The organism is Acidimicrobiales bacterium, from assembly GCA_041394265.1.
In the GTDB taxonomy this organism is placed as follows: domain Bacteria; phylum Actinomycetota; class Acidimicrobiia; order Acidimicrobiales; family SZUA-35; genus JBBQUN01.
The window spans coordinates 3,500,108-3,523,230 of sequence record JAWKIO010000005.1 but is presented as its reverse complement, the minus strand read 5'-3'; the positions used below and the strand labels follow the sequence as shown (position 1 = coordinate 3,523,230).

18 protein-coding genes and 1 pseudogene are annotated in these 23,123 nt (G+C 64.3%); 10 read left to right on the top strand and 9 right to left on the bottom strand.

Annotation, left to right across the window (positions count from 1 at the left end):
* Nucleotides 1-74: 74 nt before the first annotated feature.
* Complete coding sequence (locus R2733_17160) at nucleotides 75-518, bottom strand: hypothetical protein (protein MEZ5378239.1); 444 nt, start codon at nucleotides 516-518, stop codon at nucleotides 75-77.
* A 149-nt stretch (nucleotides 519-667) separates the two neighbouring features.
* Between R2733_17160 and R2733_17155 the strand changes: the two genes are divergently transcribed.
* Nucleotides 668-1,030, top strand: a complete 363-nt coding sequence (locus R2733_17155; protein ID MEZ5378238.1) for a helix-turn-helix domain-containing protein — start codon at nucleotides 668-670, stop codon at nucleotides 1,028-1,030.
* Nucleotides 1,031-1,175: 145 nt separating this feature from the next.
* On the opposite strand, the gene R2733_17150 is transcribed toward R2733_17155, so the two are convergent.
* Both R2733_17150 and R2733_17145 read right to left on the bottom strand, forming a co-directional pair.
* Nucleotides 1,176-1,988: a hypothetical protein gene (locus R2733_17150; GenBank protein ID MEZ5378237.1), complete on the bottom strand. Its 813-nt coding sequence runs from the start codon at nucleotides 1,986-1,988 to the stop codon at nucleotides 1,176-1,178.
* A complete protein-coding gene (locus R2733_17145) occupies nucleotides 1,988-2,935 on the bottom strand; it encodes a tyrosine-type recombinase/integrase (GenBank protein MEZ5378236.1) in 948 nt (315 codons plus the stop codon). The genes R2733_17150 and R2733_17145 overlap by 1 nt, the downstream gene beginning before the upstream one ends.
* A 137-nt stretch (nucleotides 2,936-3,072) precedes the next feature.
* Here R2733_17145 and R2733_17140 point away from each other — a divergent pair, with 137 nt between their 5' ends.
* From R2733_17140 to istB, 5 genes and pseudogenes are all read left to right on the top strand, one after another.
* Nucleotides 3,073-3,357 (top strand): transposase, encoded by a 285-nt coding sequence (locus R2733_17140; protein ID MEZ5378235.1) that lies wholly within the window; start codon nucleotides 3,073-3,075, stop codon nucleotides 3,355-3,357.
* Nucleotides 3,354-4,085 (top strand): IS3 family transposase, encoded by a 732-nt coding sequence (locus R2733_17135; protein MEZ5378234.1) that lies wholly within the window; start codon nucleotides 3,354-3,356, stop codon nucleotides 4,083-4,085. Before R2733_17140 ends, R2733_17135 begins: the two co-directional genes overlap by 4 nt.
* Before the next feature lie 55 nt (nucleotides 4,086-4,140).
* A pseudogene (locus tag R2733_17130) lies at nucleotides 4,141-4,353 on the top strand (IS3 family transposase).
* A gap of 105 nt (nucleotides 4,354-4,458) precedes the next feature.
* Nucleotides 4,459-5,184: a hypothetical protein gene (locus R2733_17125; protein ID MEZ5378233.1), complete on the top strand. Its 726-nt coding sequence runs from the start codon at nucleotides 4,459-4,461 to the stop codon at nucleotides 5,182-5,184.
* The gene (gene istB / locus R2733_17120) at nucleotides 5,184-5,963 is read left to right on the top strand and encodes an IS21-like element helper ATPase IstB (protein ID MEZ5378232.1); all 780 of its coding nucleotides are present in this window, start codon (nucleotides 5,184-5,186) and stop codon (nucleotides 5,961-5,963) included. The genes R2733_17125 and istB overlap by 1 nt, the downstream gene beginning before the upstream one ends.
* Nucleotides 5,964-6,582: 619 nt before the next feature.
* Here the strand turns inward: istB and R2733_17115 are convergent.
* Together R2733_17115 and R2733_17110 are read right to left on the bottom strand one after the other, a co-directional pair.
* Entirely contained in the window at nucleotides 6,583-7,008 is a 426-nt protein-coding gene (locus R2733_17115) for a hypothetical protein (protein MEZ5378231.1), read from the bottom strand.
* Nucleotides 7,008-17,009, bottom strand: a complete 10,002-nt coding sequence (locus R2733_17110; protein ID MEZ5378230.1) for a LamG-like jellyroll fold domain-containing protein — start codon at nucleotides 17,007-17,009, stop codon at nucleotides 7,008-7,010. Before R2733_17110 ends, R2733_17115 begins: the two co-directional genes overlap by 1 nt.
* Nucleotides 17,010-17,501: 492 nt before the next feature.
* On the opposite strand from R2733_17110, the gene R2733_17105 reads away from it, so the two are divergent.
* The 4 genes from R2733_17105 to R2733_17090 all read left to right on the top strand — a co-directional run bounded on the left by R2733_17105 (nucleotide 17,502) and on the right by R2733_17090 (nucleotide 20,347).
* Complete coding sequence (locus tag R2733_17105) at nucleotides 17,502-17,726, top strand: hypothetical protein (GenBank protein MEZ5378229.1); 225 nt, start codon at nucleotides 17,502-17,504, stop codon at nucleotides 17,724-17,726.
* Nucleotides 17,727-17,765: 39 nt separating this feature from the next.
* Entirely contained in the window at nucleotides 17,766-19,265 is a 1,500-nt protein-coding gene (locus R2733_17100; GenBank protein ID MEZ5378228.1) for a type IV secretory system conjugative DNA transfer family protein, read from the top strand.
* Nucleotides 19,262-19,762, top strand: coding sequence for a hypothetical protein (locus tag R2733_17095; protein MEZ5378227.1), 501 nt, complete (start codon nucleotides 19,262-19,264; stop codon nucleotides 19,760-19,762). The genes R2733_17100 and R2733_17095 overlap by 4 nt, the downstream gene beginning before the upstream one ends.
* Before the next feature lie 108 nt (nucleotides 19,763-19,870).
* Complete coding sequence (locus tag R2733_17090; GenBank protein ID MEZ5378226.1) at nucleotides 19,871-20,347, top strand: hypothetical protein; 477 nt, start codon at nucleotides 19,871-19,873, stop codon at nucleotides 20,345-20,347.
* Here the strand turns inward: R2733_17090 and R2733_17085 are convergent.
* The 4 genes from R2733_17085 to R2733_17070 form a co-directional block, all read right to left on the bottom strand.
* Nucleotides 20,344-20,787 carry an HIT domain-containing protein gene (locus R2733_17085; GenBank protein ID MEZ5378225.1) on the bottom strand — a complete coding sequence of 148 codons (444 nt, stop codon included), beginning with the start codon at nucleotides 20,785-20,787 and terminating at the stop codon, nucleotides 20,344-20,346. The two genes, R2733_17090 and R2733_17085, sit on opposite strands and share 4 nt — an antisense overlap.
* Nucleotides 20,762-21,247, bottom strand: coding sequence for a TIR domain-containing protein (locus R2733_17080; GenBank protein ID MEZ5378224.1), 486 nt, complete (start codon nucleotides 21,245-21,247; stop codon nucleotides 20,762-20,764). The genes R2733_17085 and R2733_17080 overlap by 26 nt, the downstream gene beginning before the upstream one ends.
* 290 nt (nucleotides 21,248-21,537) lie before the next feature.
* Nucleotides 21,538-22,161, bottom strand: coding sequence for a hypothetical protein (locus R2733_17075; protein ID MEZ5378223.1), 624 nt, complete (start codon nucleotides 22,159-22,161; stop codon nucleotides 21,538-21,540).
* Nucleotides 22,158-22,940 carry a hypothetical protein gene (locus R2733_17070; protein ID MEZ5378222.1) on the bottom strand — a complete coding sequence of 261 codons (783 nt, stop codon included), beginning with the start codon at nucleotides 22,938-22,940 and terminating at the stop codon, nucleotides 22,158-22,160. The genes R2733_17075 and R2733_17070 overlap by 4 nt, the downstream gene beginning before the upstream one ends.
* Nucleotides 22,941-23,123: the final 183 nt, after the last annotated feature.

The following is a 23,123-nucleotide window of genomic DNA, read 5'->3' as shown; positions in this document are numbered from 1 at the left end:
CGGGGGTCCGAGAGGGCGAGGATCACTTCCCCAAGGAACTTCGCCCTCGCCGAGATCTTCGCTCCGCAAATCGTTCATCGGACCTGCTCCAGCTCGAGCTCGTGCCGGCTCGCCAGTCCAGGCGGCAGCTTTCGAACATGGCGTAGCGGCAACGGCGCCAAGATGGTGCGGAGACCGAATGTGTCGCCGCCGATGGAAGCGATACCGAAGTCGACGAGCCGAGTCATGGTCCGCACGACCGGCGTGTTGCGGCTGACGTGAGCGCTGATGCCAAGGCAGGGACCAAGCTGACCGAGCGAGACCTCGATTCCGTCCGGGCTGGCGTCGAGCCAGTCCGCCATCCGCCTGGTCGCCCACGTGGCGGTGGGGCCGAGGATCGGCAGCCAGTACGTCTCGACGTAGCTGCTCCGAACGTCGTGACCGAGTTCGTCGACGACCGGATCGGCCAGTCGGATGACCTTGAGTGGGTCGTGGCTGGCGATCCAGCCACTCGTGTCTTGATGGCTGGATGCAAACATGCGAGTGTTCCTCCTGATGTTGTCAGATTCAATATGATTCAAGAACGGTGTGTCAAGGGGCTGAGCCCCTTGCTTCGGGAGCGTTGACACGTAGGTGTCAACCGGAGTCGGCCTTATCGTCTTGCTCCCGGAGGGAGCGAGAAGTCTGTATGGATCTCGACGTTCTCACCAGTGTCAGCAACGGTGTTGTCGCGTTGCGGGCTCGTCGAACGCCTTTCCTAGGAAACATCGACGAGGAGAAACCAATGACAACACACGAGAACACACATGCAAGCCGGGCCAAAGCTGAGATCGAGGCCGACAAGCCCGCGCAGCTGTTGGTGACCATTCCGCAAGCGGCGTCGCTTCTGGCGATCAGCCGCTCGACCGTCTACGAGCTCATCTGGCAACAAGAACTCGACCCCATCAGGATCGGCCGCAGCGTACGTCTACGGATGTCGGACCTGGAGGCGTTCGCCCGAGGAGACAACGAAGCTCACTCACCCACCGCGACCGAGACCGTTGACCGTTGACTTCGACACGAACCGCTTCCATGGCGGCGGCTGCCGCTGCCCCACTTGCGCCACCTCAAGCTGTAGTCGCACGTCCACGCTTGCGCCCGACATGACATCCGAGCCTTCTGACTTCCGGTAATATCCCCTTCCCGAAGGGCAGCGGCTACTCGTCGGCTTCCGCCTGGTTGTCGATGTCAAGTGGTGTCGCTGAGTCCCACAGCTTGCGGTTGTCTCTTCTCGTGGAGTCGGCGTTGTTGCCGAGCTTCACCAGCAACGTTGGATTCTTGCCGATCCCGTTCAGCGAGGCCCCGAGGGTCCACACCTCGTCTTCGGTCACGATGAAACGGTCGTGCAGCGTTTTGGGATCTGCCACCGCTCGAACCTCGAATGAGACGGCGCCCGCCCCATACTGCTCGCGTCGGGCGACCACCTCGTGGAGCGATTGTCTCCGCTCGTTGGCCTGACCACCCGATTTGAATGCGGTCAACGCTTGTGTGATTCGTGTTTCTTGGATCAGGAGCTGCAGATGCCTCCACTCGAGGTAGGGGTCAACAAGCATGTACGGCTCGAACCTTGACAATGATCGGACGAGTTCCTCCCATGCGACGTCCTCGCCCACACCTAGGCGGATCTCGTTGACCTCGTGGGCGGCTGCAGCACGCTGCTCGGCCAGCATGGCTTGGTGAACTGACAGCCCGAGGTCCGTGGCTGCGATTGATCCCCGATGGTCAATCTCCAAAGCCCATCCAAGTTCAATAAGCCGCTGCGCTAGGGGCCTCGACGGGCCGATCCCGAGACGCATCGTCCCGATCATCCCGGTCACCCCGAAGATGCTTTGAAAAGAACCCCTCTCGCAATCGTCCACGTAGGCCTCAATCTCTAGACCAGTCGGCCAGGCGTCAGGGATGCCGTGTTCGCTCAGCGAGACAACCAGATGAAGAGCACTCCGCAGACGTGGCTCGGAAATGAGTTCCATCACCGACCTCGCCGGTTGGGGTCGTGGCGGTTGGTGAGGTCTCGGATCGCATCAGATGAGGGGTTGACGTAGCGTTCGAGGGAGCGGAGTGAGCGGTGCCGGGATTTGGCTTTGATCATGGTGACGTCTTCGCCGGCCTCCGCGAGATGGGTGAGCCGGGAGTGGCGGAGCTGGTGCAGGGTGTGCCCGCCGGACGCTTGCTTCCAGAGTTCCTCGGCCCGCCGATACGACAGGCGGGCATGCCCGCTGACGGGGCATAGGTCGGCGGTGGCGGGGGCGAGGTGGGAGCGTGGCCGGCGGTCACCGATGAACAACGGCCCCGACACCCACGGCTGCAGCTTCCAGGTGAGAAGGCGGGGCAGCAAGCGGGCGGTGGTGGAGGACCAGTAGATGCGCTCCGCGTTGCCGCCTTTGCCGATGATGACCGCTTCCCGGTTGGCGGTGTCGATGTTCTCGATATCCAGACCCAACAACTCATCAGCGCGGGCCGCGGTGTCATAGGCCATCGCCCACAACACCCGGTCCCTGATGCTGTGGGCGGTGTTGCCCCACACGGCAGCCAACTCCGCATACAGGACGGGTCGGGCCCGACGTTCGGCCTCCACCGTCTTCTTCGGTGTGCGACGCCGGATCCCCCGGGTGGGGGAGGAGTGAACGAGCTCGTTCTCCACACACCACGCAAACAACGAAGAGAGGGTGGCCAGGTTCCGGTTGAACGTCGCCGGCGCCGTCCCCCCGTAGGCGTCGGTGAGATGCCGTCGCACCGCCGCCTTGGTGATGGCGGCCAACGGCAGATTCCCGAGGTCGTCGAGGAACCGCTCGAGCGTCACCTCATAGACCGCCACCGTCGACGCCGCGAGGTCCACCGCGGCCAGGAACCCGACGATCGCATCCACCAACCCGACCTCGGCCGATGCGGCGGCGGGCAGGGCGCGAACATTGGTCATGGCAGCGGGAGCTCCTGGGATCCGGTCGACACGGTTATCGCACTAAACGCATGCCATCACCCTACCCGGGCCGGGACTGCCGCGGGTTTGGTTGACATCGTATGCAGGGCCAGAGGTTCTGCTGGAAGGATGTTGCCATGCCGAAGAAGTATCCACTGGAGTTCATTCGTGATGTCGTGGCGGTCGCCCGGCGTGACGGCACGACCCAGGCCGAGGTCGCCAAAGATTTCGGCCTGTCGAAGACCACGCTGCAACGCTGGCTGGCTCAGGCCAACATCCATGACGGGATCAAGGACGGTCTCACCACCGCCGAGCAGAACGAACTCGTCCAGTTGCGGCGACACAACCGGCGCCTGGAGCAAGACGTCGAGATCCTGCGCCGAGCGACTGCCTATTTCGCCAAGGACGCCGCCCCAAAATGATGTACCCCTTGGTCCAGCGTCTCCAGACCGAGGGGATTCCTGTCGTGTTGAGCTGCGAGATCCTCGGGTTCACACCACAAGCGTTCTACAAGTGGCTGGCCCAGCCGTGCTCGGATCGTGATCTCGACGACGCCCGACTGGTCAACGCGATTCTCGATGTCCATAGCGATGACCCCGAGTTCGGCTACCGGTTCATCGCCGATGAACTCCAAGCAGCCGGGCATCACGTCGGCGAGCGGCGCGTGCACCGGTTGTGCCGTGAGCATCGGATCTGGTCGACCACGGTGAAGAAGGGCCGCATCAACGCAGGGAAGGGCCGGCCTGGGCCGGCGGTGCACGACGATCTCGTGCACCGCGATTTCACTGCTGAGCGGATCGATGAGATCTGGCTGACCGACATCACCGAACATCAGACCGCGGAGGGGAAGCTGTACTGCTGTGCGATCAAGGATGTCTGCTCGAACCGGATCGTCGGCTACTCGATTGATGAGCGTATGACCGCCAAGCTTGCGGCCACGGCGTTGCGCACTGCGGTCGCTCGCCGGGACCCGGAAGGACCGGTGATCGTCCATTCCGACAGGGGAGGCCAGTTCCGATCTCGAGCGTTCCGTCGTGAGCTCGCTGATGCCGGGCTGGTCGGCTCGATGGTTCGAGTCGCTTCGTGCCCATCTACCGGCCAATCGCGACAGGAAGACGTCCGCGCTTGTGCGCGCTCGATTGGCCGGTAGATAGGTGTTATCCGGGCCCGAAGGGCGGACCAATCTCCGATTGGCCGGATAAGCAGGTGACAACGCGGCGATGGAATCGTTCTTCTCGTTGCTGCAGAAGAACGTGTTGAACCGGCGGACATGGGCCACGCGTGAAGAGCTCCGGATCGAGATCATCGTCTGGATCGAACGGACCTACAACCATCGCCGCCGTCAACGACGACTCGGCAAGCTCAGTCCCATCGAGTATGAACTTGTCCACCACAACCCTCACGCCCAAGCAGCGTGAGACCACAAACCACTGTCAACCAAACCGCAGGCAGTCCCGATCGTCGGTATCGACCATGTGTTGCGTGGGCTCGGCGGGACGGCGAAGCGTTGGCGGGTCGATCGGATGGCGACGGTCATCACCCCCGGCACCGATCAGGTCCAGGCATCGTTCGCACCGGTCGCGAAGCATCACGGGGTTGGTATCGATCCGTGCCCGCCACGGCACGGTAACCGCAAAGGTGTCGTGGAGAAATCGATCGACTACATCACGCAATCATGGTGGCGGACGGCCCGGATCACCTCGATCACCGATGCGCAAGCCGGCCTGGGTCGGTGGTGTGTCGAGGTCGCTGATCATCGGCTTCGTGACCGTGGCGACGAACGTGTCACGGTCGCCGAAGCCGCCGCTGTCGAGCCGTTACTGAGCCTGCCGGCGGTCGGGTTCCCTGTCACGATCCGGCTCGAGCGGACCGTCGCGGCGAACGCGTTGGTGTCGCTTTGGGGGAACAGGTATTCGGTTCCGCCCGGTCTGGTCGGCGTGATCGTCGAGGTCCGGCATCGTCACGGCTCCGACACGATCGACATCGCCGCGTCAGGTCGTGTGATCACCAGCCACCGTCTCGCACCCGCCGGCGCGCACCGCATCGTCCGGCTCCCCGAACACACCACCGCGTTGGAGAACGTTGTGCTCGCCGCGTTCACCACCGATCGGCCCTGCGCCACCAAGAAGAACCGGCCCCCATCCGCGGCAGCGTTGGCGCTCGCTGTCCAGCTCGGCGCCGAAGTGTTTGCCGAACCGGTTGTCGATCTCGATGTCTACCGGCGTTTCGTCGAAGATCAGGGGGCGTGATGAACCCCAACAGCCAATACCAGCAGCTGCGTTCCTATCTCGCCTACCTCAAACTCACTGCCGCAGCCGAGGCGTTGCCTGCCGCGTTGGATCGGGCGTTGAAGACGAAGCAGAACCCGACCGAGTTCCTCGAACAACTCCTCGCGGTCGAGGTCGAAGCGACCGAAGCGCGACGGTTGGCCGGACGGATGAGGTTCGCGAACTTCCCGACCCCGTGGCGCCTCGACGACTTCGATTTCGCCGCCCAGCCATCGGTCGATCAAGCATTGATGCGTGACCTTGCGTCGTGCAGGTTCGCCAAGGACGCCACCAACATCATGTTCATCGGGCCGCCCGGTGTCGGCAAAGCCATGCTCGCCACCGCCCTCGGCCACGCCGCAGTCGAACAGGGTCTACGCGTCTACTACTGCACCGCGGCGGACCTGGCGGCCCGCTGCCGCAAAGCAGCCATCGAGGGACGATGGGCGACCACCATGCGGTTCTACGCCGGGCCGACAGTGTTGATCATCGACGAGCTCGGCCACCTCCCCATGCCCGCCGATGACGCCAACGCCTTGTTCCAAGTCATCGCCCAGCGCTACCTGAAAGGCTCCATCATCTTGACCACCAACCGGGGTGTCGGATCCTGGGGCGACATCTTCGACGACACCACCGTCGCCGCCGCCATGCTCGACCGGCTCCTCCACCGCTCCGTCGTGTTCAACATCACCGGCGACAGCTACCGGCTCCGAGCCCACCAAGCCCGCAACCGTCAACTCACCACCGGAGGCCACGACTAACATCACCAACACTCACCACTGAGGAAACTCGGTGAGCACAACTGGAGAAGTTCAGCGAGCGGCGGCACCGTCACAAACCCAGCGCTCGAAGGATGTCGAGATAGTCTGCGTAGCTACAGCTCGCTGCGGCGTCGACCTGCGCCTTGGTGGGAATCCCTGTACCTGGACGACTGAGACAAGTAGGCAGATCGCTATCGACCGCCGATATCGCACTCGGCGATCCGCTCCTCGACGCGACCTTGGTAGCGGGCATCGGTGCGAAGCCCAGACAAGAGAGCTTCGGCTTCGGCCTTCGAGGTCGCAATCGGGGCGTGCCACGGCGCAAGCTCAAGCTCAAGCTCAAGCATGAATGGGCTGCCAGTGCGGATCCACTCCCTCCGCAGCTCTTCGAGCTCGGTGCCGTTGTCGGCGAGTAGCCAGACGAGCTGCTCCAGAAAGTCGAATGGTGCTCTGAACGCTCGTCGGCGGGAGCCGCCGAGTGGGAGAGATGGCTCTCACCGGTCGAGCATCCAGACACCGATCCACCCAGCGCTGAGGCGCCAGGGACGTAGGCGCCGCAGGCAACGGCCAGCACCGCGACGATGACTGCGATCGTCCGACTGACCACGCAGCAGCAGCCCTACTGAGGTCCCCGGCGGACAAGATCGGTTCGCTCCTCGTCGAACATCACGTTTGCAATGAAGAGTCCGAGATCCCAGTCCTCGTCAGATACATGCGCCGTCGGGTCATCAGACAGATCTGGGCCCTTCGGGTATCGGAGCAGAACCTGTCCCCCCTCGTCGGCGACGGCGAACACCGCCTCGGGACCATCGTCATGCCAGGCGACCGATGTCTCGCCGTCGAGGTCGAAGACTCGGTCGTCGAGGCTGAGCCACAGGCGGCCATCGCTTCGGTAGAAGACGACATTCACTCCGTCGAGCGTGGCGTACCAACCATCCGTTCCGGTGGGCGACAGCCCCGGCGGCCTTCGTCGAGGCTTGAGCAGCCCGGACTCGGGCGTGAACTCGGCAACCAGATCGAAGCGGTCGTGGCATTGGACAAGCATCAGAATCCCAGGTCCTTGCCACCCGTGCGCGTTGCGCTCTCGATGATCTGGTCCCAGGTCTTTCCCTGTGCTCGCAGCCAGTCGATAGTCGGACCGAGCCGGTCTCCGTACTTCTGAAGGTTTCGAGCGTGGATTTGGGTCAGCATGTCCGGAGGCGTGAGGTCCTTGTACTGAATGCCGATCGCCCGCCGGTTCGCCCAGGCCTCGCGGGCGATGACCTCGGGATCTGCGCCGGCCTTGCGCCATGCAGCGACCTCATCTGCGAGTGATGCAACGTCGTCGACGTACGCCTGTCGAAGAGGTGGCAGTGCGTTTCTTGGGGCGACTGCGGCGGCGTCGGCTGCTTCGTCGGCGTATCGGAGTGCTTTGGCGCCTTTGAAGAGTTTGGTCCACGGGAGCGCAACGGCGATTTCGGCTGCACATCCGGCATCGATCGAGAGTCCTCCCGTGCCGTCGTTGCTACGGCATGATCGTTCGTCGAATACCAGGAATCGGGTTGCACCGACCAGGGCTGCCCATGCGGTTGCCCCGTTTGCGTAGTCCGGGACCGAGTAGATCTGCGACTGTTGCGTTCTGACATCGGCTTCCTCCGCGTAGGGGTATGTTCCCACGCCGTGGACACCGCCGGTGTGGACTTGGTCACCTTTCCAGCATTCTGGGCCGCGGCCCTGGTTGAAGCTGGTGATTCGGCCATCGGCACTGTAGTTGAAGCTTGAGATGCAGCCGCCCCCGCCGGGTTGCAGGATGATAGTTGCTGCTGCTGGTGTGACGGTGGGGGTGTTTCCGACGGCGACGGTGGCGTTGATGGTCTGGGCGACGGTGGCGTCCCAGTCGGCGGTGGTGATGGTCGGGGTGGTGCCTTCGTAGTTGCGGGTGGCGGGGTCGAGGCTGGTCGTGCCGAGGTAGACGGGTTTGCCGCCGACGTTGATTTGGTCGAGGCAGTAGTCGAATACCTGGTTGGCGCAGCGCCCGTCGGGATCCCAGTACTTGTTGGGGTTGTTGAGGGCGTAGGTGTAGCGGTTGAGGGTGAACGGTGTGACGAGTTCGCCGGAGTAGGTGTCTCGTGACAGGAACGTCGCACTGCTGGGCTGGTACCAGCGGGCGCCCATCCAGACGTGTCCGGTGGTGGGGTCGGTGTAGTCGGTTTGGTAGCCGAGGACGGGGTTGGTGGTGCCGGTGGTGGCGATCGGGTCGCCGTAGGGATCAAATGTGGCGGTGTCGGAGAGGGTGCCGTCGGGGTTGATGAGCCCGTACAGGTCGTTGTGGCCATCAGTTGCGGCATGGGTGACCGTGGTACCGGTGTCGTAGGCGAGGAGCCGTCCGGCGGGGTCTCGGTGGAAGGCGTTGGTGCCGTCGCTGGTGGGGTCGAGTTCGCCGCCGGTGTAGGTGACGTCGGCCGTGCCGCGGGTGGCGATCCGGTCGAGGTTGTCGTACCCGTAGCTGGTGGTGGTGGTCCCGTCGGTGATCCCGGTGAGCCGAGCCGCGGCATCGAACGTGTACGTTTCGGCCGGCCCGCTGGTGGGGGTGTAGGTCGCGAGGGTCCCGGCCGGGTCCCAGCTGTAGGTGCCGTCGGGATCTGATGTGAGCCGGTTCCGATCGTCGTATTCGAAACTCTCGGTACCGGCGGTGAGACGGTTGCCGTTGTTGTCGTAGGTGTAGATCACCCCGGTCGGCGGGGACTCACCCCCGCCACCGCCGGTGGTGGTGGGGCAGCCGGCGGCATAGTTTTGTGCGACTTCGGTGGCGGTGAGTGCTTCGTCGTAGATGGCGGCGAGGCAGATCTCGCCGAGCCATGCCCGGTCGTTGGATGACTCGTTGCCGATGTACAGCTTGTAGCTGGTGTCGAAGGTGTTGATGACCCCGGCGTTCCATGTGGTTTGGACGGCCCCGTCGGCGTAGATGACCTGGTTCCCGGCGGCGTCGTGGGTGGCGACGAGGTGGATGAGGTCGGTGTCGAGGGGGCTGTTGGTGGTGCGCAGGGTGGGGTAACCGTTGTTGGAGGTGTTGGCGGCACGGACCCGGAAATCGATCTCGTCGCCTTCTTGACCGAGGGTGGTGTTCCGCAGGTAGGCGCCGGAGGAGTTGGTGATGATCCGGGCCGGGCCGGCCTGGGTGGTGTTGGCGGGGGCGACCCACGCTTCGAGGGTGAGCGCATCGGATGCGTTGATCGCGTTGGCCACCTTTGTCGCCGGACCGGCGGTGGATAGCACGGTGGCGGAGTTGATGGCGAGGCCATCGGCGGACCAGGTGGTGTTGGCCGGATTCGCGATGGTCAAGTTCAGTGCGGTGCCGTTGCCGGAGGTGTCGGCCACGGTGGTGCCGGACTGGCCGGCGAACACGTATTCGACCACGGTCCCCGCCACCCGTGACGGCCCGCTCGAACCGTTGCCGGGGCAGGTGGGGGGCACAGCCGTTGCTGCGTCGTTCCAGGAGGTGAGCCGTCCGGCGAGGTCGTAGGTGTAGGCATTCAACCCTTCACCGGCGTTGCCGTCCAGGTCGGTGTCTTTGGCGATGAGTTGGCCGACACAGTCGTAGTGGTAGGCGGTGGAGGCGGTGGTGGTGCCGTTGTCGTCTTTGATGGTTTCGGTCGAGACCCGGCCCACGTTGTCGTAGGTGCCGGCGGTGTGTCCGTCACCGGCGTAGATGGTGTCGATGAGCCGGCCGGCGGTGTCGTAGGTGTAGTCGATCGACCACGCCCCCGACCCACCACCACCCCCGCCACCCGTCGTGGTGGGGCAGCCGGCGGAATAGTTCTGGGCGACCTCGGCCGCTGAGAGTGCTTCGTCGTAGATGGCGGCGAGGCAGATCTCGCCGAGCCATGCCCGATCGTTCGAGGTTTCGTTCGCGATCAACAGTTTGTAGTTGCTGTCCCAGTTCGTGATCGTCCCGACACCGCTGGTGGTGGCCTGCACCTGCCCGTCGGCGTAGATGACCTCGTTCCCGGATGCGTCGTGGGTAGCGACGACGTGGATGAGGTCGGTGGAGAGGGGGGTGTTGCTGGTTTGGAACATCGGGATCCCGTTGTTCGTCGTGTTCGACGCCCGGGTCCGCATGTTGATCTCCCCGTACTGCTGCCCCAGGGTGGTGTTGCGCAGGTAGGCGCCCGATGACAGGGTCATGATCCGGGCGGGGCCGTTCTGGGTCAGGTTGGCCGGGTCGATCCACGCCTCGAGCGTCAACTCACCCGTAGCGGTGATGGCGTTGTTGATCCGGGTCGCGGCGCCGGAGGTTTCGAGTTTGGTGGCGGTGTTGATCGACAGCCCGGTTGATGACCAGGTGGTGTTGGCCGGGTTGGCGATGGTGAGGTTTATCGCCGGGGTCACACCGGAGACGTCGGCCACGGTGGTGCCGGTGCCGCCGGCGAAGAGGTATTCGGCGATGCTGCCAGTCACACGGGTCGGGCCGGCGGGTGGGGTGCCGTCATAGACGGTGTCGGTTTGGCCGTTGGTCGTGTAGGTGAACCCTCGGGTTCCGGCCTCGTCGGTCCGGGTGACCGGACGGCCGGCCTGGTCGTAGGTGAACGAGGCATCACCCGCCCCGCCCGTCTGGCCGACCAGCAGGCCACGGTCGTCATAGGTCAACACGATCGGCGCGGTCGGGTGCGACAGGCGGACCGGGCGCTGGTCCCGGTCATACCCCCACGTTTTGGCGACCGTGGCCGCGCCGGGTTCGGTCGAGGTCTCCACCTCGGGCAGGCCGAGGGCGTTGAAGGTGCGGGTGACGACACGGCCACCCGGATGCGCTTCATGCACCGACTGGCCAGCCTTGTCATACGACATGGTCCAGCGGCGATTGGCCTCGGGTTCGACCGGGCTGGTGGTGGCGGAGGGCTCCAGGGTGATCTCCGGGAGGTTCCACACGTTGTACACATACCGGGTCGAATGCCCCTCACCATCGACCAGGCGGGTGTGGTTCCCGGCGCGGTCGTAGCCGTAGTTGGTGGTGATCGACGCCGACAACGACACCGTCTGGGTCACATCGGTGAGCCGGCTCAACGCGTCGTAGCCGTAGACGGTTTGACCGCCACGGGCGTCGGTGACGGTTTGAAGGTTGCCGGCGGTGTCCCAGGTGTTGGTGGCGGTTTGGTAGATGGTGCCGCTGGTGTCTTTGCGGGTGATGGTGAGGGCGCGGCCGAGGGTGTCGTAGTCGGTGATGGTGATCCCGTTGGCGGGGTCGTTGACTGATCGGGGGCGGCCGAGACCGTCGTAGAGGGTGGTGGTGGCGGTGAGGTCTTGGGTCTTCGTGGTGAGCGGGTTGCCGAAGGTGTCGTAGGTGACGGTGGTGGTGACGCCTTCACCGTCGGTGCTGGTGGTGAGGTAGCCGAGCCAGCTGTAGGTCATCGAGGTGGTGGCGGTCAGTGCCGGTTGGGTAGCGACGGCCCGGACCGCCATGCTGGTGGTCTCGAGGCGACCGAGTTCGTCCCAGATGTTGGTGGTGGTGGCCCCTTCGGGGGCGATGGTGGTGATCACCCGTCCGGTGCGGTCATAGAACGTCTGGGTCACTCCGGCTGTTTGCAGCCCGGTGTCGGCGGCGTTGGGGATCTGCGGGTCGGTGACGAGGGTGACCCGGTTGGCTCCGTCGTAGTCGTAGCTGGTGATGTGGCTGTTGCGGGAGGTGTAGGTGGCGACGTTGCCGTTGTTGTCATAGGTCCACGTCTCGGTCGGGGTGACCGTGGCCCCGGTCGGCGGGGTGTAGGTGGGGTGGGTGATCCCGGTGCGGCGGCCGTTGTCGTCGTAGGCGGTGATGGTGGTGTTGCCGTTGGGGTCGGTGGTGTGGGTGGGGTCGCCGAAGGTGTTGTAGCCGACCAGGGTGATGGGCATGGCGGTGCCGCTGGTCCAGCCGGCTTCGATCCCGGTGCTGGTGGTGGCGTGCTGGTAGGCGACAGCGGGTTGGGTGGTTTCGAACCGTCGTCCGACCGGGTCGTAGCGGACGTCGGTGCGATGGTCTTGTGGGTTGGCGCCCGACGCGTAGCCGAGCGGGCCGATGACGCTGACCGCGTGGCCTCGTTCGTCGTAGCTGGTGGTGGTGCGGGCGTCGTCTCCGTCATCGTTGGTGACGGTGACATCGACTGGCCTGCCCGCCGAGTCGTAGAGAGTGGTGGTGGTCAACGTGGTCAGCGACGCGTCATAGGCGTCGGTCCCGGTGACGGTGACCGTGGTCGGGTTCCCGGCCGGATCGTAGACATAGGTGGTGGTCCGGCCCCCGGTTTCGGAGGTGTGGAGCCGGCCGTTCGGGTAGTACCCGTTGGTGGTGACCGCTTTGTCCTGTGCCGCGGTCGCCGACGCGTTCCCGGCGATCGATTGGGTCAGGTAGCCGCCGGTGTAGGTGTCGGAAGCGACCGTGACCTGGGTGCCGTTGACCTTGACTTTGGTGGTGGTGCGCCGGCCGGCGTGGTCGTAGCCGTAGCTGGTTTCGATGAACGCTGAGGCGGAGGTGTAGGCGTTTTCGGTCTCGACACGGCCGGCCTGGTCATAGCTGTAGTCGGTCAGGACCCGGTCGGTGGGGGTGCCGCCGTGGCCGTCGTCGAACGCTTTCGCGGTGACGATGTCGGCCTGGTTCCGGGCGTCGTAGAGGGTTTCGACCCGGTTCCCTGCCGGGTCGATCACCGCGTCCACGTTGCCGTTGGCATCGAATTCTCGGCTGGTGACCTCACCCTCGGGGTCGAAGGTCTGATACTCGCGGTCGACAACGTCGAACACTCGGGTCCATTCCCGGTCCGGGTCGGTACCGACGATGTCTTCATCGAGTTGGCCGGTCTGGTTGTTGTTGGCGTCGTAGGTGTAGGTGGTGCGCAGACGGTGCGCAGTGTTGGTGACCGGGTTGGTCACCGGCGGCCCGGTCACCGTTTTCAGGTTCGAGTTGTTGTCGTAGGTGAACGACGTGGCCGCCGTCATCGTGTTGCCGTCGTCGGTGTAGGTGATCGTTTCGGTCAGGACCCGACCCAACGAGTCATGGGTGTAGACCGTGACCAGCCCGGCAGGGTCCTCCATACCGACCAGATCGCCCTTGGAGTTGTAGAAGTAGGTGGTCTTCCCCTCGCCGCCCTGGGCGCTGGTGTTGCCGTCGTAGTGGTAGCGCAACAGCCCGGCAGGCGGGACCCCTACCCCTGCATCACCGGTGATCGATGTCGACCCGTCGGTGTATACCCAGCGTTGCCGGGTCGTTGTTGTCTCGTCGGCGGCTTGTTCGCTGGTCTTGTTGCCGAAGGCGTCGTAGGTGAACGTCGTGCAGAAGGTCGTGTCGGTGGAGCTGGCTGAGCGGGCGTCACAGACCCGTGATGGTCCGGTGATGACGTCCGGGTTGGCGTACGCCGACGGGGTGTACGCGTAGTAGGTGGTTTCCGACGCGGTGCCGTCGGTTTTGGTTTCGCTCAACAGGTTGCCGTCGTCGTCGTAGTCGAACACGACACTGCGCCCGGACCCATCGATGATCCCGGTCCGGTACGGGCCGTCGTACTCATAGGTGGTCGTCGATGGCCCGTCCGGGGCGACGGCGGGGGCGACCATGGTTTTGGTGCGGTTCTGGGCGTCGAAGGTGAGCGTCCAGTCGTTCTGGCGGGCGTCGGTGATGATCGTGGTGTCATCGTCGACGTAGTCGAAACTGGTGGTGTCACCGGCAGGGTCGACCGTGGAGGTGACCAGCCCGTCGGTGTTGTAGTTCAGGGTCAGCGGATGCTGTGGGACACCGGAGCTGTTGTGGTTTTCGGGGGTGGTGATGGTGCGGAGCTTGTCGGGGCTGAGTCCGGTGGCCTCGTTGTCATGGTCGAACCAGGAGTAGCTGGTGCAGTTCCCTCGAGGATCACACGCTTTGGTGAGGAACCCGTTGGTGTACTGATAGGTCCAGTCCAGATTGACCCCATCGACCACCATCCGGGCCCGATCAACCTGCCACACCGGGCTGGCGGTGGTGCCGACGTTCAGATAGTTGAGGGTGATCGTCCGGCCCGAAACAACATCGGTGATCACACCCGGGTGCTGCCCGTGGACGATCTGGATCGACAGCTCGTGCCCTTCGGGGCTGGTCATCGACTCGATATCGCCGAATCCGGGGGAAGTGAACTGTTCGGTCGAGCCGTCTTTGTAGGTGATGACGAACTCGTAGCCCGTCGTGATCTCCGCGGTCGTGTTGGTCCCGTTGGCTGCCTTCCACAGTGTTGGTGACCCGTCCTGGGTGAACACGGTGGTCGAGGCGTCGCCGTGGTGGACGATGATCACACAATCGGGGCCTGGGGTGCCGTTCGTGCACTCGGTCGTCGGCGGGTACAACTCGACCGACGCTTCGAAACTGGTGCGGAACCCCGGACCGAAAATGCCGGCCTGGTCGCTGGCCGAGTTGAAGTTCCGGGTCAAGCCGAAACCGTCGGTGACACCGGTCGACGCGAAATCGACCGACGGGAAGAAGAAGTTCCCGGTGCCCGCATCCACACCGGACTCGCTGTTCGCGAACCCGCCAGCGTGATCACCGAGCGGGTTCGCACCCAGGCCGCTCATGCCCCGCATGACCGTCACATACTCGCACTGGGTCCAATACTCGGGTCCGCCGTTCGGATCCGACACACCGTCACGGGCCTGGACACACAACACGACCGGGCCCGGACTCGTCGGGAGATCCTCCACCGGGATCGTCAGCGTCGTCCCCGTGGTCGTGATCGCGTCAGCGTCGATGAACGGGTTGCCCGGTTCGGCCCACTTCACCCGATAGTTCGTCGGAGTCCACGCACCGGGGGCACCGGTGTCATAGGGCTTGTCGACGTTCACTACGATCGGCTCGTCAATCGCGATCGCGGTGCCGTCGTCGAGGTTGGTGACCCGCGGTGGGGCCGTCCAACGGATCGGCTGCTTCGCCGCCAGCGGGCTGCCCTCGATCTCGAACCAGGTCACCCCGTCATGGACCATCCCGAAATACACGTCGTACAAGCCCGGGGCGGTGAAATGGGAACCCCTGATCGCCAACAACATCCCCAGATCGGTGACCGTCGGTGTCCCTGAGTTGTACAGATCTGCCATGTTGGATGCGTCCGCGCTCGGGCAGGTACGCGCGCCGTCGAGGACATGCCAGCCCGACAACCCGCCCCACGTCGCCGCCGGGGCCGCCACGTTCGCCTGGTTGATGTGATAGGTGGCGCACACGTTCTTCGCCGGGTCGGTCTCCACCGGTGTCCCCGATGGCCAGTTCAACACGCCACGATTCGCGATCAGCATGGGGAACCGGCCATCCGACGCCGTCGTCGTTGTCCCCGGCACCGGCAGCAGAACGTCTTCGAAATCGTTCGTGGGGTCACCGATCATCGTGGTCGGCGTGTAGTAGGCGCCGTGGGTTTCGTAGTTGATCGTCAAATACGGGCGGGCCCATTCGGTGTCCCAGTCGTTGGAGTAGAACTGCTTGAACGCGGCCGACCCGGTCTCGGTCGACCGGATCTCGAACCCGTAGTTCGACCCGGGGAACTCGCTCCAATACTGGGCGATCGCGGTCACATCGAACCCCAACCAGTTATCGGCACACCCCGAGCCGCCGTAGGTCGACAGATTGAACGCCTCACCGACACTCGTCGACTCCGGCTTGTTCGTCCATACGATCCCCGACGGCGACCACGGCGTCGTCACCCGCCGCACATAGGTCGCGTGGCTGCTACAGGTGTTGGAGTAGAAATTGAGCAGGTTCAGCGACGCCGAATCGACCCGCCAACCCTTCGACGGGCCGAACGTGAACAGGTCGTCGTCAAAGATCGTGTACGACCGTGACCACAACCCCCCGGTGAACGGCCCGGCCCGCAAATTGTCCGATCCGACACGGTTATTCGGCTCGTTCTGCTGCACCCAGGTGTCGTTCAACGCACCGATCGTCACGATCGGATCCAGCGTCACCGGGAACGCCACCTTCGGATCAGCCAACCATTCCGGGTCGACCATCACCCTCGCAGTCGCCGTAGACCCATCGACCTGTTCGAGTTCCAACCAGACCTGAGTCTCGTTCTCCCCGTTCGCATCGAACGCCGGGCCGCCCGACCAGACCCCGCCCGGCACACCGTCCGGATCGAGCAACACGATCACGCCAAGGTCAGCACTGAACGACCAGCCTTCCGGGACCGTGAGCTGCTCAACGATTCCAGCCGCCGCGTCCGCGGTGTCGGCCACATAGTCGATCTTTGCGCCCTCAGGTGTCGGGGTCACGACCGTGTCGACACCATCCAACAACCCGTCGAACACGACCCGGCCCGCCTCGGCCGCCGGTACCGGCAACACATCGGGCCGGCCCGGCACGATAGGCACACGAGCGCCGACGCCGTCGAGGATCTCCTCCACCCGCTCAGGCCGACCGACAACGTCACGGCGCTGCCCGACCACGTCGAACGCAAACCGCTCGCCGTCGTCGGTCATCGTCTCGAACAGTGATCCGCCCGCAGCGTCCAGCCGGCCCGCAGGAACCCTGGTCGTGGACTGGCTGCCGTCGAACGCCAGTGCTGAACCGTCCCTGCTCACCACCATCGGCGGGGTGAACGGGACCCCCGTCTCGACATCGATCTCGGTCGGCGCGTCGGTGTAGACCGCGGTGATGGTGTTGTCAGGATTCAAAAACACATGCCGAGTCGGATCCGACATGTCCGGCAGATACCGGGACTCGCCCGGCACGAACCCGGTTTCGACCGGCCCGGCCGGCGCTACCGGCGACTTCCCTTCACGGATCTCGACACCAGGAAACTCAAGACCCTCTGGCGTCTCCGGAACATCCCACACCGTCCGCCCGGTCTCCGGATCCACCGAATACCCGGCCACACCCGTCGACTCGACCCCACCCGGCGCACCAGCGTCGGTATCAGCCACCGGCCGCGGCAACCGAGGATCCACACCATCGACCCTGTCGCCGACTGCACCCTCGACACCCTGACCACGATCAGGAACCGCCTGCGCCGACACCGCCGGCACCGCCGGGGTGACCGAACCGACCAACCCGATCGACAACAACAGTGCCCCGACAACACGACGGCGCTTCGCGGTGAACATGGTGAGACTCCCATCAACCAACGTTGCCGTGACTATCGGCACACCCAATGTGCGACTTGAGCCCCCACCGCGACCCAACCAGCCCCATCAACAAGCACCAGCAGCCGAAAACCCGCTCCCCGAGCCGAAACACCCCGGTTCGCTTGCCACCAGAAAAATCTCGCAGCAACGGCCCGACGCCAAGCACGCCCAGGTCGGATAGGCCGATCGACACCCCTCCCGTGAGCCGTCCCGCCCCAGTTCCTCAAGACCAGTTCACACCCGCCGATCACCTAGACGCCGAGCGGAGACGACTCCCCTCCACGCCCGCCAAAGGGCACGCTCGGCACCAACGGTTCAGCAGGGCCGTCGACACCCCGTCGACGGCCCTGACACCGTCAACGTCGATGGGGATGGCTCCCCATGTTGTGGTGTCACACCCGGCTGGGACCATGGGTGTTCATGGGCGGCCCGTCACTTTCATCAACACCGCTGGGCCGGGTCACACGCGGCGTGACCCGAGCCGCCTGGATCCTGGCATGGGTCGGGGTGTCCACGATCGGGGTGTGGTGGTTCCTCGAACACGCGGTGGTGCAGCCGTGGTGGGATCGGACCGACGGGCCGGAGCTCCCGGTCGACGTCGACCTCATCCCGTCGCCCATGTTCGCCGCATTCTTCGTCATCCCCGCCATCCTGTTGGTGCTGCCGTTGGTCGGATGGCGCCTGCGCTCGAGGTAGGTGAGCTCCTGGCGGTATCCGACACGAAAGTTCTTCCGGATGCGGCCCCCACCGCCACCGATCTCACGGTTCGGCACGACACCGACCGACGCGCTCACACTGTCACCGGGGTGGGGGGATGGCCGCGGGACCGTCTGGTACGGCATCACCCAGGGGTTCCTGTCCCCCGAGGGCCGGGTCGCACAAGGCGACGCCGGCGTCCTCGTCATCGGCCCGCCCCGGTCGGGGAAAACGTCGGGGGTGATCATCCCGACCGTCCTCGCCTTCGACGGCCCTGCTGTCACCGCCTCCACCAAACCCGATGTCCTCACCGCCGTCGGCGCTCACCGGCAACAGTCCGGACGACTGTGGTTGTTTGACCCGACCGGGACCACACCCACCATCCCCGGCGTCACTGCTGCACGCTGGTCACCACTGGTGTCGGTCACCGGATGGGACAGCGCCCGTGATGTGGCATCCCAGATGGTGAAAGCAGAGGACCGGTCACACAACACCCACTCCGACGCCGGCGACTTCTTCCGCGGACGAGCCACCGACCTCCTCGCTGTCGCCCTGTACCAAGCCCACCGAGACGGCACCGGTTTCGACGCGGTGCTCGAGACCCTGTCCTGGCCCCAAGAACTCTGGGCCGAAACCGCGAGAACCTTCGAAGAAGCCATGGCCGACACCGGCCACATCGCCGACCTGCTGGCGAGCCAGGCGGCGAAACGCCTTGCCGGGATGGCGCCACGCGAATACTCCGGCACCATCGGCACCGCCTCCAACACCCTCGCCGCCTACCAACGCACCTCCGGCCTCAACACCACCACCAACCCCAACTTCAACCCCGAGCAGTTCGCGACGTCGGGGGACACCCTGTTCATCGTCGCCGACGGCGCCCACATGGCCGAGGTCGCACCGATCGTCGTCGCCTTGGTCGACACCATCACCCGCACCCGCTACCGACTGCACACGATCGATCCGGGGGCACCACGGTTGTTGTTGGCGTTGGACGAGATCGCCAACCTCTGCCCGTTGCCGTCGATCACGTCGATGTGGTCCGAGGCCGGCGGGCAGGGCGTGACGTTGTTGGCGGCGGTGCAGGACATGACCCAAGTGACCCAACGCTGGGGTGCCGACCACGGCTGGCTCTCCCTCGCCACACAGAAGTTTCTGCTGCCCGGCATCGCCGATCACGACACCCTCCACGCGCTGTCGGACCTGCAGGGCGAGTACGAGCACCACCGCACCACCCACACCCGCGGCCGAGGCTGGGGCGCCACCGATTCGGAATCCGACACCTACACGTGGCGGCCCAACATCCCGATCGACACCTACACCCGCATCCCCGCTGGCACGGGCCGTCTCATTGTTGGTGCGACCGATCACGGGCTCATCACCCTCACCCCCGCCCACACCCACCCCCTGTGGGCCAACCACATCGGACCACCCCAACCCCGGACCCTCACCCAACTCGCCAACCAACAACCGGCAGTAGTGGCCGGCCCGGCCCCGGCCGGGTCATTCGCCGACACCGCTTCACGACAGGGCCGGCGATGAAGCAGCACCAGAACCGCAGCGACGGTGACGGCGACATCGTGGAAGGAATCTTCCTCGCCGGCGTCACCGGCGCGATCTTGATCACCTCCGTCATCGCCCTCCTCGTCGGGATCTTCACCGCTGCGGCTCTCACCCGGGTACGGCGCATCTGGTACCTCGCTGCCCTCACCCCCGCTATCCCGCTGGTTTTGCTGGCCCGCCATGCCCGCAACACCAACCCTGACCAGTGGGTCGGCGACACTCTGAAAGCTCCGTTCCGGACGCGGACCGTCTGGAACACCGACCCCACACCGTCGATCGGTGAAACCTGGGCCAACACCCCCTACCTCCACGGCTGGCTCACCGCCTCGATCTGCGCCGGGATCCTCGGCGCGCTCGCCGTCAGGCTCATCATCGACACCGGCCTCTGGAACCCCGACCTCACCTTCCTCCAACGCGGCACGAGCAGGAGCGGCGGGGGCGGGAAGTCGACCAAACCCACCACACCCGGATGTTAACATTAGACCGGGCGGTGATGCCTGGTTCCATCCGTGCGTCTCGCTCCGGCTTCTGTCTGCGAGAGTGATAGCCATCGGCACGATGCTTTGTGGAGATGTGGAGTGGAGATGCACGACGAGATCGTTGATCCTGAGGACAGGCGTCAGCATCTCGAGTTCATCCAATCGGTGATCACTCGGATGTCGGCGTCGTCGTCAACGGCAAAGGGTTGGCTGCTACCGGTCGTCACTGCCACCTACGGGTACGCGCTCACCAAACATGCCGACTCGGTGGCACTGCTGGGTGTCGCCGCTGTTGTGGTGTTTGCCATGCTTGATGCGAACTATCTGAACCAAGAACGGCTGTTCCGTGAGTTGTATGACCGTGTCGCGAACGGCGACCCGGTTCCCAAGTACTCGATGAAACCTCTCTCATCCACCGCCGAAGGCGCCGACGACACCCCGCGCCGAGACGGGAAGGCTCGGTGGCTGAGTGTCCCTCGTGGATGGTTTCCGCCCCGTCGGGTGTGGCTGTCGTGGGCGGTCGCCCCGTTCTATGGGTCATTCGTTGCGGTGGGTTTGGCCATCGCAGTCCGGACCCGTTAGATCGACTCGCACTCTCGGCGGAGCCGATCCCAGGCACGATCTTTCGCACCCTCGGAATAGTTCGTTTCCTTCGGCCAGATTCGACCAATTGCATCGTTTTCCCAACGAGGAACCAAATGGATGTGGAGATGCATCACGGTCTGGGTGGCCGCTTCTCCGTTGGACTGGATGAGGTTGAGCCCGTCAGGTTCGATCGATCGTCGGATCGCGCCAGCGAGCCCGACCGCTGCTGCAGCGAGTTGAGCGCCAGCGGTCGCGTCGAGCGCCCAGATGTCGGGGATGTGGCGTCGCGGGACCAGCAGCGTGTGGCCGAGGGTGGCTGGCTCGGTCGGGAAGAACGCTACGACACTGTCGGTACGGAAGATGACTCTCGCCTCAGGGTCCTCGCCGGCGATGATCACGCAGAACGGACAGTCAGGATCGTTTGTAGGCGTTGCCAACCCATCCCTCCATGTTGTTCTTGATGTTGTCGTACACCGCGTTGCTGGTGCTACCGGCAGGGTTGTGCAGTGTCACATAGTCAGCGACGGTGCCGCCACCTTTCAGACCGACCAGGCTGAACGGATCAACCCCCGCCGCATCAGTCTTCTGTTCGGCGTTCTTGAGACCGTGGATCCGAATGCCGACCAACGGGCGCTTCTCATTCCACGCCTTCGTTATCTCGTACTTCACCCACTTGCTGTCGGCGGTGTCGTTGCCGACGAGCACGATCACCGCCCGGGTGTAGAGCATCTGGACACGAATCCACTCTTCGATGGCTTCGTCGGTGTCCTCGCGCACTTCTTCCCAATCTTGGGGAGTGAAGGCTGCTCCACCCTCGACGGCCCCCATGTTCAGGACTTGCTGTACTCGCCAGTTGTCCCGACCGTAGTCGAAACTAAAAAAGACTGACTGTGCCATTGAAACTCCTCGATCAAACGAACTGCCGTTCGAAATAGTACTCGGACGTGATGACAGCAGAGTGTCCATTGCGTCTCCGCAGATGGGGATGTGTCCAGTTCGGGGGTCACGGTTCGCTTCTGCCCGACTTCTTCGAGGTCGGTGGCTGATGTTGAAGTTTTGGTTGGGGTGGCCGATACTGAGGTAGCGCCACGGTGGTATGCCGTGGTGAAGACGTAAGTCCCGGAGTGCCAGGCCGAGGGCTACCGCGAGGTGGCCGACTAGGACAGGAGCCGGGACTTCCGCATTTTTCAGGCCGTGTAGACCGGTTCGCCATCGAGCACTCCGGCGTCGCAGAGCTGTTTGAACCATGATGGGTCACCGGCGGTGTAGTAGGCGTGGAGCGCTCCGTTGATGGCGTCGGGGATCCAGAGAACCTTCTCGTTCTTGCTTCGCCAGTCGTAGGCGAACGGGACCCCACCATGCGGCTCGAAGTGGGTGAGGAGGGCGGTCTTGTCTTTGTTGTTGGTGACGGTGTCGCCGGACTCGATGACGAGGTGGTCGATTCCTTCGGCGACGAGGTCATCGGCGAGGGCGCAGAGCAGATCGAGGCGGGCAGGGATCTGTTTGTTGCGGGCGACGGATCGATGACGGCTCCGGGCGATGACACCGCTACGGGTCACGATGTCGATCATGCGTTGCCGGGCGGCGGGTCCTTCTCGGTGCCAGTGGAACCCGCGTGTCCGGTTCGGTGTGTCGGCGAACAGCAGCTCGAGTTCGAGAGTGACAGCAGCCACGTCGAGAGTGACAGCGCTGGTGAGCACGTAATAGATCCCGGCCCCCATCTGGGGTGAGGTCTCATCGATGAAGGCAACGAGCTCGCCGGCAAACGGTTCCCCGTCGGCCAAACCTGCCGGGGCGCTTCGCTGGGTCATGCCCGGATCCCCCGGCTTTGGGCCCGGCCTTTGGGGCCGAACGGGGATTGGAGGGTGTAACGGTTTTCGGCGGTGTACCCCACCGGCGACAGGGGCGCTTTCTTGTAGAACTTGGTGATCTCGATGAGCCCGCGGGACTCGAGCCCGTGCAGCCCGCGGGCTGCGGTATCGGCGCTGATCCCATACCAGTCGTGCACGTTCTCGAGCGGGAGCCGGAAGCCGTCGCCGAGGCTTCGGGCGATCAACAGCATTGCGATCTCGGGGAGGGTCAAGGTCAGGTACCAGCGATGCTCCTCATCGGGTCCTTGGGTCCAGAACGCTGCCGGTAGCTGTAGGTAGCGGTCCTTGGCATGCGCCGGGAGTTCGTAGGCGTCGCCGGAGCCGTCTTCTTTGCGCAGGTAGACGCGTGCCATCCGTTTGTAGCGTTGACGGTGGATCAGGCCTGCGTTCTCGAGACGGCGCCACAGTTTCGACATGTTGGAGCCGGCGGTCTTCGATCTCGGGAGTTCAGCGCCGAGCGCTCGTGCCCATACCGAGGATGGAAGGGCGGTTTCCCATGGGGCGGTGCTGGCTTTGGTGAGGACGAGGAGGAAGGCGAGCAGTGCTTGTGTGTCGTGCCGGGCAACGAAACCAGCGAGCGGGCCGGGAAGCGTACGATTTTCGTCAGATTGTTGGAGGAACGAGGTACGTAGGGGTGTGGTGCGACGGTTCGACTGGCGGATGATTTCGTCGACGGTGTCGAACGTTGAGGCGACGAAATCATCGCTTACCGGTTTCATGAGCATCAACATACCCATCAAGGCTGATCGAGTCACTCTTCAGGAGCTTTGAAGCGTGGCGATCTGGCATCGGTTTAGTTGCTGTTTGGGCGGTATCTATATACAGATCCGGTTGGAGCACCAGTGGCAGCACCATGACGAGTACCAGGTAGCAGAACCATGAAGGGTGAGGTGCCGCCCGGA

Excerpts from the sequence above, each read along its gene's own strand:
- R2733_17160 (MEZ5378239.1), bottom strand. The coding sequence starts at position 518 with ATGTTTGCATCCAGCCATCAAGACACGAGTGGCTGGATCGCCAGCCAC.
- R2733_17155 (MEZ5378238.1), top strand. The coding sequence starts at position 668 with ATGGATCTCGACGTTCTCACCAGTGTCAGCAACGGTGTTGTCGCGTTG.
- R2733_17150 (MEZ5378237.1), bottom strand. The coding sequence starts at position 1,988 with ATGGAACTCATTTCCGAGCCACGTCTGCGGAGTGCTCTTCATCTGGTT.
- R2733_17145 (MEZ5378236.1), bottom strand. The coding sequence starts at position 2,935 with ATGACCAATGTTCGCGCCCTGCCCGCCGCCGCATCGGCCGAGGTCGGG.
- R2733_17140 (MEZ5378235.1), top strand. The coding sequence starts at position 3,073 with ATGCCGAAGAAGTATCCACTGGAGTTCATTCGTGATGTCGTGGCGGTC.
- R2733_17135 (MEZ5378234.1), top strand. The coding sequence starts at position 3,354 with ATGATGTACCCCTTGGTCCAGCGTCTCCAGACCGAGGGGATTCCTGTC.
- R2733_17125 (MEZ5378233.1), top strand. The coding sequence starts at position 4,459 with ATGGCGACGGTCATCACCCCCGGCACCGATCAGGTCCAGGCATCGTTC.
- istB (MEZ5378232.1), top strand. The coding sequence starts at position 5,184 with ATGAACCCCAACAGCCAATACCAGCAGCTGCGTTCCTATCTCGCCTAC.
- R2733_17115 (MEZ5378231.1), bottom strand. The coding sequence starts at position 7,008 with ATGCTTGTCCAATGCCACGACCGCTTCGATCTGGTTGCCGAGTTCACG.
- R2733_17110 (MEZ5378230.1), bottom strand. The coding sequence starts at position 17,009 with ATGTTCACCGCGAAGCGCCGTCGTGTTGTCGGGGCACTGTTGTTGTCG.
- R2733_17100 (MEZ5378228.1), top strand. The coding sequence starts at position 17,766 with ATGCGGCCCCCACCGCCACCGATCTCACGGTTCGGCACGACACCGACC.
- R2733_17095 (MEZ5378227.1), top strand. The coding sequence starts at position 19,262 with ATGAAGCAGCACCAGAACCGCAGCGACGGTGACGGCGACATCGTGGAA.
- R2733_17090 (MEZ5378226.1), top strand. The coding sequence starts at position 19,871 with ATGCACGACGAGATCGTTGATCCTGAGGACAGGCGTCAGCATCTCGAG.
- R2733_17080 (MEZ5378224.1), bottom strand. The coding sequence starts at position 21,247 with ATGGCACAGTCAGTCTTTTTTAGTTTCGACTACGGTCGGGACAACTGG.
- R2733_17075 (MEZ5378223.1), bottom strand. The coding sequence starts at position 22,161 with ATGACCCAGCGAAGCGCCCCGGCAGGTTTGGCCGACGGGGAACCGTTT.
- R2733_17070 (MEZ5378222.1), bottom strand. The coding sequence starts at position 22,940 with ATGAAACCGGTAAGCGATGATTTCGTCGCCTCAACGTTCGACACCGTC.